Annotated in this window: 12 protein-coding genes and 1 riboswitch; of the genes, 8 read left to right on the top strand and 4 right to left on the bottom strand. The window is 68.3% G+C overall.

The features are described from left to right. Window positions 1-7: 7 nt before the first annotated feature. Window positions 8-913, top strand: coding sequence for a polysaccharide deacetylase family protein (locus tag GY40_RS18000; RefSeq protein ID WP_038364965.1), 906 nt, complete (start codon window positions 8-10; stop codon window positions 911-913). A gap of 57 nt (window positions 914-970) precedes the next feature. On the opposite strand, the gene GY40_RS28305 is transcribed toward GY40_RS18000, so the two are convergent. Beyond that, a complete protein-coding gene (locus tag GY40_RS28305; protein ID WP_248311209.1) occupies window positions 971-1,267 on the bottom strand; it encodes a hypothetical protein in 297 nt (98 codons plus the stop codon). Window positions 1,268-1,804: 537 nt separating this feature from the next. Between GY40_RS28305 and GY40_RS27160 the strand changes: the two genes are divergently transcribed. From GY40_RS27160 to thiC, 4 genes are all read left to right on the top strand, one after another. After that, the gene (locus GY40_RS27160; protein ID WP_248311208.1) at window positions 1,805-3,259 is read left to right on the top strand and encodes an OmpA family protein; all 1,455 of its coding nucleotides are present in this window, start codon (window positions 1,805-1,807) and stop codon (window positions 3,257-3,259) included. A gap of 141 nt (window positions 3,260-3,400) precedes the next feature. Then, window positions 3,401-3,682 (top strand): hypothetical protein, encoded by a 282-nt coding sequence (locus GY40_RS17990; protein ID WP_038364963.1) that lies wholly within the window; start codon window positions 3,401-3,403, stop codon window positions 3,680-3,682. Window positions 3,683-3,727: 45 nt separating this feature from the next. After that, window positions 3,728-3,925 carry a hypothetical protein gene (locus GY40_RS17985; protein ID WP_038364961.1) on the top strand — a complete coding sequence of 66 codons (198 nt, stop codon included), beginning with the start codon at window positions 3,728-3,730 and terminating at the stop codon, window positions 3,923-3,925. 77 nt (window positions 3,926-4,002) lie between these two features. Beyond that, window positions 4,003-4,107, top strand: a riboswitch (TPP riboswitch). 79 nt (window positions 4,108-4,186) lie between these two features. After that, window positions 4,187-6,064 (top strand): phosphomethylpyrimidine synthase ThiC, encoded by a 1,878-nt coding sequence (gene thiC / locus GY40_RS17980; RefSeq protein WP_038364959.1) that lies wholly within the window; start codon window positions 4,187-4,189, stop codon window positions 6,062-6,064. A gap of 88 nt (window positions 6,065-6,152) precedes the next feature. On the opposite strand, the gene GY40_RS17975 is transcribed toward thiC, so the two are convergent. Beyond that, window positions 6,153-7,037 (bottom strand): DUF1311 domain-containing protein, encoded by an 885-nt coding sequence (locus tag GY40_RS17975; RefSeq protein WP_038364957.1) that lies wholly within the window; start codon window positions 7,035-7,037, stop codon window positions 6,153-6,155. A gap of 345 nt (window positions 7,038-7,382) precedes the next feature. On the opposite strand from GY40_RS17975, the gene dnaK reads away from it, so the two are divergent. Both dnaK and dnaJ read left to right on the top strand, forming a co-directional pair. Beyond that, window positions 7,383-9,296 (top strand): molecular chaperone DnaK, encoded by a 1,914-nt coding sequence (dnaK, locus tag GY40_RS17970; protein ID WP_038364955.1) that lies wholly within the window; start codon window positions 7,383-7,385, stop codon window positions 9,294-9,296. A gap of 154 nt (window positions 9,297-9,450) precedes the next feature. Next, window positions 9,451-10,581 (top strand): molecular chaperone DnaJ, encoded by a 1,131-nt coding sequence (dnaJ, locus tag GY40_RS17965; protein ID WP_038364952.1) that lies wholly within the window; start codon window positions 9,451-9,453, stop codon window positions 10,579-10,581. Window positions 10,582-10,652: 71 nt separating this feature from the next. Here the strand turns inward: dnaJ and GY40_RS17960 are convergent, their stop codons facing one another. Together GY40_RS17960 and GY40_RS17955 are read right to left on the bottom strand one after the other, a co-directional pair. Continuing rightward, complete coding sequence (locus tag GY40_RS17960) at window positions 10,653-10,844, bottom strand: CsbD family protein (RefSeq protein WP_038364949.1); 192 nt, start codon at window positions 10,842-10,844, stop codon at window positions 10,653-10,655. An 86-nt stretch (window positions 10,845-10,930) separates the two neighbouring features. Beyond that, window positions 10,931-11,752: a helix-turn-helix domain-containing protein gene (locus tag GY40_RS17955; protein WP_038364948.1), complete on the bottom strand. Its 822-nt coding sequence runs from the start codon at window positions 11,750-11,752 to the stop codon at window positions 10,931-10,933. Between the two features lie 127 nt (window positions 11,753-11,879). Here GY40_RS17955 and GY40_RS17950 point away from each other — a divergent pair, with 127 nt between their 5' ends. Next, window positions 11,880-12,296 (top strand): hypothetical protein, encoded by a 417-nt coding sequence (locus GY40_RS17950; RefSeq protein ID WP_038364946.1) that lies wholly within the window; start codon window positions 11,880-11,882, stop codon window positions 12,294-12,296. Window positions 12,297-12,327: the final 31 nt, after the last annotated feature.

The following is a 12,327-nucleotide window of genomic DNA, read 5'->3' as shown; positions in this document are numbered from 1 at the left end:
AGCGACCATGACGAGCCAGTCCGAAGAACTCCTGCCCTGGCAATGGCCGGAAGAGGTCTGGCGCGGCAAGGTCGAGCAGGTTCGCGCCGGCCGGAATCTGAAGCCCGCGAAGTGGAAGAACGGCGCCCGCTGCGCGGTCGCGCTCTCCTTCGACGTCGACCACGAGACCAACGAACTGCGCGACGGCGGCAAGTCGGTCGGGCGGCTTTCCTGGGGCCAGTACGGCAACCGTGTCGGCGTGCCGAAGATCCTCGATCTGCTGAAGCGTCAGGACATCAAGGCGAGCTTCTTCGTGCCCGCCGTCACCGCCTTGCTCTACCCGGAAGAGCAGCGCCGCATCATCGGCGAGGGCCATGAGATCGGCCTCCACGGCTGGATTCACGAGGTCAATACGGCGGTTCCGCCCGCCCACGAGCGCGAACTGCACCTGCGCTCGGCCGATACGCTGGAGAAGGTCACCGGCGTCCGCCCGGTGGGCATGCGCACGCCGTCCTGGGACTTTTCCGACGTGACGCTCTCGATCGAGCGCGAGCTCGGCCTGCTCTACGATTCCTCGCTCTTCGCCGATGACGACCCCTATGAGATCGTCGAGAAGGGCGAGCCGACCGGCATCGTCGAACTGCCCGTCGAGTGGATCCGCGACGACGCGCCCTATCTCAGCATGAACCGCTTCCAGGCGCTCCGACCCTATACGCCGCCGGAAGCGGTCTTCGACATCTTCCGCCGCGAATTCGAGGGCGCCTATGCCGAGGGCGGGCTCTTCCTGCTGACCATGCACCCGCATGTCATCACCTACCGCTCGCGCTTCTGGATCCTCGAGGAGCTGGTTCGCCTCGCCAAGGCCAAGGGCGATTGCTGGTTCGCGACCCATGCCGAGATCGCGGCCTATGTGAAGGACGAGGCCGGCATCTGACCCGCTCGGGCGGTGGAACCGCTGCCCGATTCCCGCCGTTTTCGCTTCATCGCCGGTTCAGGCCGCAAGGGCCCTGATACCGCGCAGGTTGAACGAATGACGGGAATCGCGATGCGCACGAAACGCTTGCTGCTGGTCGGAACGGTCCTGCCGGCCCTTATCCTCTCCCAGGCGGGGCAGGCCTTCGCGCCGTTGGGCGTCCAGCTCGCCCAGGCGCCGGGAGGCGACGACGATCGTGGCCGCGGCCAGCGTGAGCGCCAGCCCGGCCCCGGAGGAGGCCAGCCCGGCCAACCCGGTCAGCCGGGGCATCCAGGAGCCGGCGGCCAGCCGGGGCGTGCCGGAGCGGGCGGTCAACCCGGCCAGCCCGGCCGCCCGGGACAGCCGGGACAACCTCCCGGCGAGCGCGCCCCCGCAGCGCCCCGCCCGCCCATGCCTGCCGCGCCGGCACCGGCCGAGCGGACCGCCCCGCCGCCTCCGCCGCAGAGCCAGCCACGGCCTGCGCCGCCGGCCCTGCAGCCCCGGCCCGAGCGCCCGGCGCCGCCGAGCGCTGCGCCGGCTCCTCAGGAACGCCTCGCGCCGCCTGCCGCGCCTGCGCCGTCGCGGCCTGCGCCCGTGCCGCCGCCGGCAGCACAGCCCGGCGTGCCCCCGGTGCAGCGTCCGGCCGTTCCGCCTGCGCCGCAGACCGGCGCTCAGCCGACCCAGCGACCCGTGCCTCCCGCGGCACCGACGGCTCCGGCTCAGCCCAACGCGGCTTCGCCCGGTGCGCCCCAGCCCGGCCTCAGGCCGGATCAGCGCCCGGCTGCGCCCGGTGCGATCCCATCCACCCCGCAATCCGGCGCGCAGCCCTCACAGCGACCCCTGCCGCCGCCGGGAGCGCCCGTGCAGCGGCCCGTGCCTCCGCCCGCGCCGACGGCTCCGGCCCAGCCCAACGCGGCGACGCCGGGCGCGCCCCAGCCCGGCCTCAGGCCGGATCAGCGTCCGGCTGCCCCCGGCGCGATTGCGCCTGCGCCGCAACCCGGCGCGCAGCCGACGCAGCGTCCCCTGCCGCCTCTGGGAGCGCCGACACAGCCGAACGCCGCTACGCCCGGCGCAACCCAGCCCGGCATCCGCCCCGATCAGCGGCCCGTGCCGCCGATTCCGCCCGCCGTTCCCGGCCAGCCCTCGACCCCGGCTCAACCGGGTGCGGTTCCTCCTGCTGCGGCCCCGGTTCAGGGCCAGCCGAACCCGGCTGTGCCGCCCGGAGCTGCGCCCGGTGCCGCCGCGCCCGGCCGTCCCGGCGTCGCCCCGCCTGCACCTGGCGCCGTGCAGGGGCAGCCGCCGGCAGGTCTTCCCGGCCAACTTCCCGGTCAGCCGCCCCAGCGCGAGGGGCGTCGCGGCGGCATTTCGCCCGGCGTCGCCGGGGCGATCGGCCTCGGGGCCGGCGTCATCGGCGGTATCATGGCGACCCAGGGCGCCGAGCGCTTCGATGACATCCGCAGGGAACGGCAGGAGCAGCGCGAAGGTGACCTCACCATCATCCGTGAACCCGGCCGCACGATCATCCGCGACGATGACGGCCGCGCCATCATCCGCCGCGACGAGGACCAGCGCTTCCGGGATCTCGGCTGGCAGGGCCGCGCCGAGCGCCGCGACGGCGAGACGCGCACCGTCTTCGAGCGGCCCGACGGAACGCGCATCGTCACCGTCACCGACGAGGAGGGCCGGCTGATCCGCCGCAGCCGCATCGGCCGCGACGATCGCGAGGTGATCATCATCGACAACACGCTGCGGGACCGTCCGGGGCGCTTTGCCGACGATGTCGTGGTGCTGCCCCCGCCGCCGCTGCCGATCCCGCGCGAGCGCTATATCGTCAATGCGGACCAGGCCGATGAGAGCCTGATCTACGAGACGATCATGGCCCCGCCGATCGCCGCGATCCCGCGTCGCTACACGCTGGACGAGGTCCGCTACTCGCCCGACCTGCGTGCCCGCATGCGCAGCGTCGATATCGACACGATCAACTTCGAGACGGGCTCCTGGCAGGTCACGGCCGACCAGGCGCAGCGCCTCGCGGTGATCGCGGATTCGGTGCGGCGTGTGCTGCAGGGCTCGCCGAACGAGGTCTTCCTCGTCGAGGGCCATACCGATGCCGTGGGTTCCGACATCGACAACCTCTCGCTCTCCGACCGCCGGGCCCAGTCCGTCGCCGAGATCCTGACGCGCGACTTCCAGATCCCGCCCGAGAACCTGACGACCCAGGGCTATGGCGAGCAGTATCTGAAGGTGCAGACGCAAGCTGCCTCGCGCGAGAACCGGCGCGTCACGCTTAGGCGCATCACGCCGCTGCTGACGGGCCAGAGTCGCTGATCGGCGCGGCGTCGAAACGCCGCTATCGCACAGAGCGGGGCTGCACAAAGTGCAGCCCCGCTCTTCGTCGGAAGCAAGGAACCGCTGCTTCGTTTCGCCAGTTCTATCTTCCGGAGGAGTAGTCCGAAGGGAGATGAAGCCATGAAGAAGCTCTCCTTGATGCTGGCATGTCTGGTTCTGGCCGGATCACTTCTGGCGCCGGCCGCGCAGGCCCAGAGCACCTCGTCGCCCAGCCCTGCGGTCAAGCAGCGGGCGCCCGGCGTGCCGATCGCCCCGCAACCGGGGGAGGTTTCCCGCTTGCGGTCCGAGGAGCGAGGGCTGTTCCATCAATACGGGCGCGTGGCGCAGGACGGACGCGCGGCGCAGGAGGCCAATCGCGATCTGCCGATGCCGCGCGGCGTGCCTTCGATCATTGCGCCCTGAGAGGCGTTCAGGATTGTTCAACGCTTGCGGCCTAAGCATCGCCGCATGAGTGACGTTGCCGCCATCGCCCAAAGCCTCGTCTCGATGCAGTCAGCCTCGACGCAGCAGGCCCTCGGCACCGAGATGCTGCGGCAGAATGCCGAGGCCGAGCGCGGCGTGGTCGCCATGCTCGAGCAGGGCGCTGAGCAGGCGAAGGCCGTCCTCCCCGCAGGCCAGGGCCTGCAGGTCGATCGCACGGCCTGACGTTTTTTGCATGCCGGCCCCTGCGTGCCGGCTTTCCTTTGCCGGTTGCGTCTCCCCGGTCGAAGCCCTAACCTTGGAATCGTTCCGAGGGGTGCTCGCAAGGGCTGAGATGGCTGATGAGGCCGAACCCGTCGAACCTGATCCGGGTCATACCGGCGGAGGGACTGGAACGCGGGTCGGGCCGTACCTTATCCGCAGACAGCGACTGGACCGCTTCCAAACCCGGATCTCCTGAACCTTGGACCAAGGAGGAGATCCCGCATGAACGCCCATACCAAGCCGCAGAAGAACAGCGTCAAGACCGCGCCGCAAAGCGTGACCACGGGGCCAATCATCGGCTCGCGCAAGATCTATGTGCCGACACCCGAGGATGGCTCGATCCGGGTGCCGTTCCGTGAGGTGCAGCTCACCACGGACGCCGAACCGCCGGTGCGGATCTACGACCCGTCCGGCCCCTTTACCGAGACCGACGCGAAGATCGACCTCGATGCGGGCCTGCCCCAGCCGCGTCGTGCCTGGCTCGACGCCCGCGGCTTCGAGCGGGTCGCCGGGCGCGCGGTCACCGCCGCCGATAACGGCCATATCAGCGAAGCGCAGCTGGTTCCGGCCTGCCCGGCTGAGCGCCCGATCCTCGAGGCGAAGCCCGGCCAGATGGCGACGCAGTACGAATTCGCCAAGGCCGGCATCATCACGCCCGAGATGATCTATGTCGCGCATCGCGAGAATCTCGGCCGTGCCGCGATGATGGAAGGCGCCCGCGAGCGCCACGCCGATGGCGAGAGCTTCGGTGCCAGCGTGCCGGAATTCGTCACGCCCGAATTCGTCCGCGAGGAGATCGCCCGCGGCCGCGCCATCATCCCGGCCAACATCAACCATCCCGAGCTGGAGCCGATGGCGATCGGCCGCAATTTCCTGGTCAAGATCAACGCCAATATCGGCAATTCGGCCGTGACCTCCGGCGCCGCCGAGGAGGTCGAGAAGCTGGTCTGGGCGATCCGCTGGGGCGCCGACACCGTGATGGACCTCTCCACCGGCCGCAACATCCACAACATCCGCTCCTGGATCCTCAGAAACTCGCCGGTGCCGATCGGCACGGTGCCGATCTACCAGGCGCTGGAGAAGGTCGGCGGCGATCCGATCAAGCTCGACTGGGAGGTGTTCAAGGACACCCTCATCGAGCAGGCCGAGCAGGGCGTCGATTACTTCACCATCCATGCCGGCGTCAGACTTCCCTATGTTCCGCTCACGGCATCGCGAGTCACCGGCATCGTTTCGCGTGGCGGCTCGATCATGGCGCGCTGGTGCCTGGCGCATCACAAGGAGAGCTTCCTCTACGAGCGCTTCGACGAGATTTGCGACATCATGCGCAAATACGACGTCTCCTTCTCGCTGGGCGATGGCCTGCGTCCGGGCTCGATCGCCGACGCCAATGACCGCGCCCAGTTCGCCGAGCTGGAGACGCTGGGCGAGCTGACCCAGGTCGCCTGGAAGAAGGGCTGCCAGGTGATGATCGAGGGCCCCGGCCATGTGCCGATGCACAAGATCAAGGAGAACATGGACAAGCAGCTGCGCGAATGCGGCGAGGCGCCCTTCTATACGCTCGGACCGCTGACCACCGACATCGCGCCGGGCTACGACCACATCACCTCGGGCATCGGGGCTGCGATGATCGGTTGGTATGGCTGCGCCATGCTCTGCTACGTCACGCCGAAGGAGCATCTGGGCCTGCCGAACCGCGACGACGTCAAGACCGGCGTCATCACCTATCGCATCGCGGCCCATGCCGCCGACCTCGCCAAGGGCCATCCGGCCGCGAAGATCCGGGACGACGCGGTCTCCCGCGCCCGCTTCGATTTCCGTTGGGAGGACCAGTTCAACCTGGCGCTCGACCCCGACACGGCGCGCGAGTTCCACGACGAGACCTTGCCGAAGGACGCCCACAAGGTCGCGCATTTCTGCTCGATGTGCGGGCCCAAATTCTGCTCGATGAAGATCACGCAGGATCTGCGCGCCGAGGTTCTGGCGATGGGCGAGAACGAGCGCAAGGCGCTCGAAGCGCTCGCGGATGAAGGCATGGCGGCCAAGTCGAAGGAGTTCCTCGACAAGGGCGGCAGCATCTACCTCCCCGCGGCGGAGTGAACAGAGCCTCCGGAGGTCGCGACGCGGCTCGCGTTGCGGCCTTCGGGCGGCCGGAATAACCCGCCGGCTGTCGCGGACCGAGAAATCGCTACTGCGTGGGCGTAAGCGGGAGCGGCGCGGGCTTCGGTGCCGCCGGGCGCGGTTTCGGCTTGGCCGCCTGCTTCGGCTCGGTGCCGAGCCCGAGCCTCGCCCGCAGCTCGGCCGCGCGCGCCTCCGTGACCCGCGCGGCGCAGAAGCCGTATTGGCCCTCGCGCTGGAAATCGCGGCAGATCATCTCGCGCTCGCCCGAGAAGCCGGCCTGCTCACGGGCAAGCGTCCGCTGGTCGACCGCGTTCGCCTTCGCCGTCAGCGTCCGGTAGCCGTCGCGCAGTGCGCGCTCGGCCGCGCCGCGCGCACGTTCGATCGCCTTGGCCTGGCTCGCGACGACACCCTGATCCGGCCCCCAGAGCCCCCGTGGATCGATCCGGCATTGCGCGGCTTCGACGATGCAGGGCGCGGCTGGCTCCGTCACCAGCAGGGCGCCGTCGAGCACGTCGAAGACGATCGGGCAGATCGGCGCCTCCAGCCTGTAGCGCGGCAGGCCCGCCGGCTTGCCAAGGGGGGTGACGGGAAGGGGCGCATCGCCGAAGGAAACGGCGCAGGGTTCGACCAGATTGGCGGCCTGATAGCCGTCGAGATTGAGCTTCAGCCCGTAGCCGCCGCCGAGCTTCTCGAAGACGGCGGTACCATGGTGGCCGTTCAGATGCAGGGTCTTGCCGAGGATCGCCTCCTCGCCCGCGATCTTGAGGGCCGGCAGGCTCTGCTGGCGCGGCGCCGCAGGCGCGCCCGCCGCCGGCGGAGCGGCCTGGTGGGTTCCCGGAGCGTTGAAGGGCTGGGCGCCCGGCAGTTGCAGCGGCTGCGCCCATGCGGCGGTGCCGGCGGCTGCCTGAAGCAGCGCTGCGAGGCCGAGGACGATGCGCTTGCGTGCTTTCATCGGGTTCATGTCAAGCCAAACGGCCCTTTTGAATGAGCCGTGCTTTTGGCGTGCGCAAGGACGCAAAGGCCACACTCGGCCGGGAAAGCGCCGCAAAGATAACGTTAGGGCAAGTCCCGCCGCATACTCGGGAATGTGTAATCCCCGATTCTTAATCGGCTCGCCTGTCTTGCAAGGGCGGGAACACCCTCACTATATACGCGCCCAAGGGGCGGTTTCACCACCGTCAAACGTGGAATGCCGGGTCGTTCGCCGCTGAAGCGGGTGCGAGCCGGTCCATGGGCCGGCAGGCGGCGTGAACGCGTCGCAGGTCGGCGATCTGCTCAGTCGAAAGGGATCCCATCCATGGGTAAAGTCATCGGTATCGACCTTGGCACGACCAATAGCTGCGTCGCAGTGATGGAAGGCTCTACACCGAAGGTCATCGAGAATTCGGAAGGCGCGCGCACCACGCCCTCCATCGTCGCCATCACGGATGACGGCGAACGCCTTGTCGGCCAGCCCGCGAAGCGGCAGGCCGTCACCAATCCGGAGCGCACCTTCTTTGCGATCAAGCGCCTCATCGGCCGGACCTACGACGATCCGATGACGCAGAAGGATCTCAAGCTGGTCCCCTACAAGATCGTCAAGGCCCCGAACGGCGACGCCTGGGTCTCGGCCGACGGCAAGGAATATTCGCCGTCGCAGATCTCGGCCTTCACGCTGACCAAGATGAAGGAAACGGCGGAGGCCTATCTCGGCCAGCCCGTCACCCAGGCCGTCATCACGGTTCCCGCCTATTTCAACGACGCCCAGCGCCAGGCGACCAAGGATGCCGGCAAGATCGCCGGCCTTGAGGTTCTGCGCATCATCAACGAGCCGACTGCGGCCGCGCTGGCCTATGGTCTCGAGAAGAAGTCGTCCGGCACCATCGCGGTCTATGACCTCGGCGGCGGCACCTTCGACGTCTCGATCCTCGAGATCGGCGACGGCGTCTTCGAGGTGAAGTCGACCAACGGCGACACCTTCCTCGGCGGCGAGGATTTCGACATGCGCCTCGTCGAGTATCTCGCGGACGAGTTCAAGCGCGAGCAGGGCATCGACCTGAAGAAGGACAAGCTCGCCCTCCAGCGCCTGAAGGAAGCGGCCGAGAAGGCCAAGATCGAACTGTCGAGCGCCGCGCAGACCGAAATCAACCTGCCCTACATCACGGCGGATGCCTCCGGTCCCAAGCACCTCGCCATCAAGCTTTCGCGCGCCAAGTTCGAGAGCCTGGTCGACGACCTGATCCAGCGCACCATCGAGCCCTGCAAGAAGGCGCTCAAGGATGCCGGCCTCTCGGCGGGCCAGATCGACGAGGTCGTCCTCGTCGGCGGCATGACCCGCATGCCGAAGGTGCAGGAGGTCGTGAAGCAGTTCTTCGGCAAGGAGCCGCATAAGGGTGTGAACCCTGACGAGGTCGTCGCCATCGGCGCCGCGATCCAGGCCGGCGTGCTGCAGGGCGACGTCAAGGACGTGCTGCTGCTCGACGTGACCCCGCTCTCGCTCGGCATCGAGACGCTGGGTGGAGTCTTTACGCGTCTTATCGACCGCAACACCACGATCCCGACCAAGAAGAGCCAGGTCTTCTCCACCGCCGAGGACAACCAGAACGCGGTGACGATCCGGGTCTTCCAGGGCGAGCGCGAGATGGCGGCCGACAACAAGCTGCTCGGCCAGTTCGACCTGATGGGCATTCCGCCGGCCCCGCGCGGCATGCCGCAGATCGAGGTGACCTTCGACATCGACGCCAACGGCATCGTGTCCGTGACGGCGAAGGACAAGGCCACCAACAAGGAGCAGCAGATCAAGATCCAGGCTTCCGGCGGTCTCAGCGAGGCCGATATCCAGAAGATGGTGAAGGATGCCGAGGCGAATGCCGCCGAGGACAAGAAGCGCCGCGAGCTCGTCGAGGCCAAGAACCAGGGCGAGAGCCTGGTGCATTCGACCGAGAAGTCGCTGAAGGACTTCGGCGACAAGGTTTCGGAAGCCGACAAGTCGGCGATCGAGACGGCGGTCGAGGCGCTCAAGACCGCGCTCACGGGCGAGGACGCCGAAGCGATCAAGGCCCGCACCAACGAGGTGATGCAGGCTTCGATGAAGCTCGGCGAGGCGATGTATGCGGCCAGCCAGGCCGAAGGCGCTGCCGCCGAGGGCGAGCATCACGAGGAAGCCAAGAAGGACGACGTCATCGACGCCGACTTCAAGGATGTCTCGGACGACAAGAAGAAGAGCGCGTAACCGCGCGCTCGGGATGACGACGTCATGGCCGGGCTTGACCCGGCCACCACGTTCGGGAATGGCGTTGAGGCCAACTGACGACGCTTGACGCGCGGATGGCCGGGCTTTCGAGTCCGGCCGTCTTGCGTCGGGACCACAGGGACAGAACGTTTCGATGTCGAAGCGCGATTACTACGAGATCCTCGGCGTCAGCCGGACCGTGACGGATGTCGAGCTCAAGGGCTCCTTCCGCAAGCTCGCGATGCAGCATCATCCGGACAAGAATCCCGGCGACCATGAAGCCGAGATCAAGTTCAAGGAAATCAACGAGGCCTATCAGGTCCTCTCCGACGGCCAGAAGCGCGCAGCCTATGACCGCTTCGGCCATCAGGCTTTCGAGAATGGCGGCGGAGCCGCCGGCGGGGCCGATTTTTCCGACTTCATGTCGGATATCTTCGATTCCTTCTTCGGCGACGCCCGTCGCGGCGGGCCGCGGGGAGCCAATGCCCGCGAGCGTGGCGCCGATCTGCGTTACAACCTCGAGATCGGGCTGGAGGACGCCTTCACCGGCAAGAACGCCTCGATCCGCGTGCCGACCTCGGTTTCCTGCGAGGCCTGCACCGGCAGCGGCGCCAAGCCCGGCTCGAAGTCGCGTCAGTGCCCGACCTGCGGCGGCCATGGCCGCGTGCGCGCCAATCAAGGCTTCTTCTCGGTCGAGCGGACATGCCCGACCTGCAATGGCCGGGGCGAGGTCATCGACGACCCTTGCAAGAATTGCCAGGGCTCGGGCCGGGTCACGCGGGAGCGCACGCTTTCGGTCAACATCCCCGCCGGCGTCGAGGACGGCACGCGCATTCGCTTGGCCGGCGAGGGCGAGGCCGGCCTGCGCGGCGGCCCTGCGGGCGATCTCTACATCTTCCTGTCGATCAAGCCGCACGCGATCTTCCAGCGCGACGGTGCTGATCTGTTCTGCCGCGTGCCGATCGGCCTGGTCTCGGCCGCGCTCGGCGGCGAGATCGAGGTGCCGACGCTGTCTGGCGAGCAGGCCCGGGTGAAGGTCCCGGAGGGCACGCAGACCGGCAAGCAGTTCCGCCTCAAGGGCAAGGGCATGAGCGTGCTGCGCTCGCGCGAGGTCGGCGATCTCTACATCCAGGTCGTGATCGAGACCCCGCAGAAGCTGACGGCGCGCCAGCGCGAACTGCTCGAGGAGTTCGAGCGCGAGAGCTCGCACAACAACCATCCGGAGACCGCCGGCTTCTTCGGCCGGGTCAAGGATTTCCTCGGCGGGCTCGGCGGCACGGCCTGAGCCGCGCCGGAGCAAAGCAAGAAAAAGGGCCGCCCCGAGGGCGGCCCTTTCCGTTTCTGCGGGCTTGCGCCTCAAGCCTTGTCGACGACCTTCTTGATCGCGTCCTTGCCCTTGCCGATCGCCTGCTGGGCCTCGCCCTTGAGCTCCTGGGCCTTGCCCTCGGCTTCCCATTCCGGCTTGTTCACCGCCTTGCCGGCGGCCTGCTTGATGTTGCCGGCGGCCTCGTTGGCCAGGCCCTTGATCTTGTCGGTCGTGCTGCCCATGGCGTGGGATCCTTTCGATGTCGATGCCGCTCGCGCGGCCTTCGCATAGGCAACCGAGCTTGCCGCGAAAGGTTCCGGTCCGGTTCTCAAGCGCGTCCCGCGCCCGTCGCCGCCAGCACGCGCAAGGCCTCGGCGGTCGCCGGGTCGGCCGGGAAGAAGGTTTCCAGGGCAAGCTCCGATAGGGTCACGTCGACCGGCGTGCCGAACACTGTGGTCGTCGAGATCAGCGACAGCGTGGCGTCGCCGAGCCTGAGCTTGAGCGGCACGGCGATGGCGGGCTCGGTGCCCGCATCGTGCTGGGGCGGCGCAGAGCCTTTCGGATCGGGATAGGCCGAGAGCTCGGTGAGCAAGGCGCCGAGTTGCGTATCCGCCGTCGCCCGGACCTGCTGGCGCAGCCTTGCGAGCAGATGCCCCTTCCATTCCGCGAAGTTGACGATGAAGGCTGCGAGCCCGCCCGGATGCAGCGAAAGCCTGAGGACATTGATGGGCGGCTTCAGCAGCTCCGCCTCCGCGACAAGGCCGAGGAAGCCGGCCACGGCGTTGTTGGCGGCGAGCAGGCTCCAGTGCCGGTCGACCGCGAGCGCCGGATAGGGCTCGTGGCCTTTCAGGATGAGGTCGATCGCCGTGCGGGCGGCCTGCAAGGAAGGATCCTCCAGCGACCGCTCGCGGTAGACCGGGGCATAGCCGGCCGCCAGCAGCAGGGCGTTGCGCTCGCGCAGCGGGACAGTGAGGTGTTCAGCCAGCAGCAGCACCATCTCGCGGCTTGGCCGGGCGCGGCCGCTTTCGATGAAACTCAGATGCTTCTGGGAGATCTCGGCTTCCAGCGCGAGATCGAGTTGGCTGAAGCGGCGAAGCTGGCGCCAGTCGCGCAGCAGCGAGCCGATGGGCGGAGCGTGATGTGTCGTCATGCCAACAAGCTAGCCGGGCGGCCGGCCGGTTCCAATTACCTCCCGCTTAATCGACGGGCCGACGCGATGGCGCCAGCATCCCCCCCATCGCAACGGGCATTCGGCCCCAGACGAGAAGGAGACTGCCATGTCGACGATCCGCTCCTCGCGCTTCCTGCGCAACGCCCTGGCCCTCGATGCCGCCGCATGTGCCGGCATGGGCCTCGTGCTCGCCGGCGCCGCCGGCGCGCTTGCCGGCCCGCTTGGCTTTCCGCCGGGCTTCCTGCGCGGTGCGGGGCTGGTCCTCTTGCCCTGCGCGGCCCTGCTCGCCTTGTTCGCCAGCCGCGAGACGCTGCCGCGCCGGGCGGTCTATCTCGTCGTGGCGGTCAATCTGCTCTGGATCACCGACAGCGTCCTGATCCTGCTCATGGGCTGGTTCGCGCCGTCTTCGCTCGGCATCGCCTTCGTCCTGGGGCAGGCGCTTGCCGTGGCGGTCGTGACGGAGCTGGAGGTCGTCGGCCTGAAGCGTTCCACTGAGGCTCCAGCCCCGATGATTCCGGCCTGAGGACTGTCACGTGGCTGTCGCATAGGCTCTC

The organism is Allobosea sp. UNC402CLCol (genome assembly GCF_000745475.1).
In the GTDB taxonomy this organism is placed as follows: Bacteria; Pseudomonadota; Alphaproteobacteria; order Rhizobiales; family Beijerinckiaceae; genus Allobosea; species Allobosea spartocytisi.
Note: the sequence above shows the minus strand (reverse complement) of the source record. Positions and strands in the feature narration are given on the sequence as shown.

Coding starts and splice junctions, on each gene's coding strand:
- GY40_RS17990 (WP_038364963.1), top strand. CDS start 3,401: ATGAAGAAGCTCTCCTTGATGCTGGCATGTCTGGTTCTGGCCGGATCA.
- GY40_RS17950 (WP_038364946.1), top strand. CDS start 11,880: ATGTCGACGATCCGCTCCTCGCGCTTCCTGCGCAACGCCCTGGCCCTC.
- GY40_RS17975 (WP_038364957.1), bottom strand. CDS start 7,037: ATGAAAGCACGCAAGCGCATCGTCCTCGGCCTCGCAGCGCTGCTTCAG.
- GY40_RS17960 (WP_038364949.1), bottom strand. CDS start 10,844: ATGGGCAGCACGACCGACAAGATCAAGGGCCTGGCCAACGAGGCCGCC.
- GY40_RS17985 (WP_038364961.1), top strand. CDS start 3,728: ATGAGTGACGTTGCCGCCATCGCCCAAAGCCTCGTCTCGATGCAGTCA.
- thiC (WP_038364959.1), top strand. CDS start 4,187: ATGAACGCCCATACCAAGCCGCAGAAGAACAGCGTCAAGACCGCGCCG.
- GY40_RS18000 (WP_038364965.1), top strand. CDS start 8: ATGACGAGCCAGTCCGAAGAACTCCTGCCCTGGCAATGGCCGGAAGAG.
- dnaJ (WP_038364952.1), top strand. CDS start 9,451: ATGTCGAAGCGCGATTACTACGAGATCCTCGGCGTCAGCCGGACCGTG.
- GY40_RS17955 (WP_038364948.1), bottom strand. CDS start 11,752: ATGACGACACATCACGCTCCGCCCATCGGCTCGCTGCTGCGCGACTGG.
- dnaK (WP_038364955.1), top strand. CDS start 7,383: ATGGGTAAAGTCATCGGTATCGACCTTGGCACGACCAATAGCTGCGTC.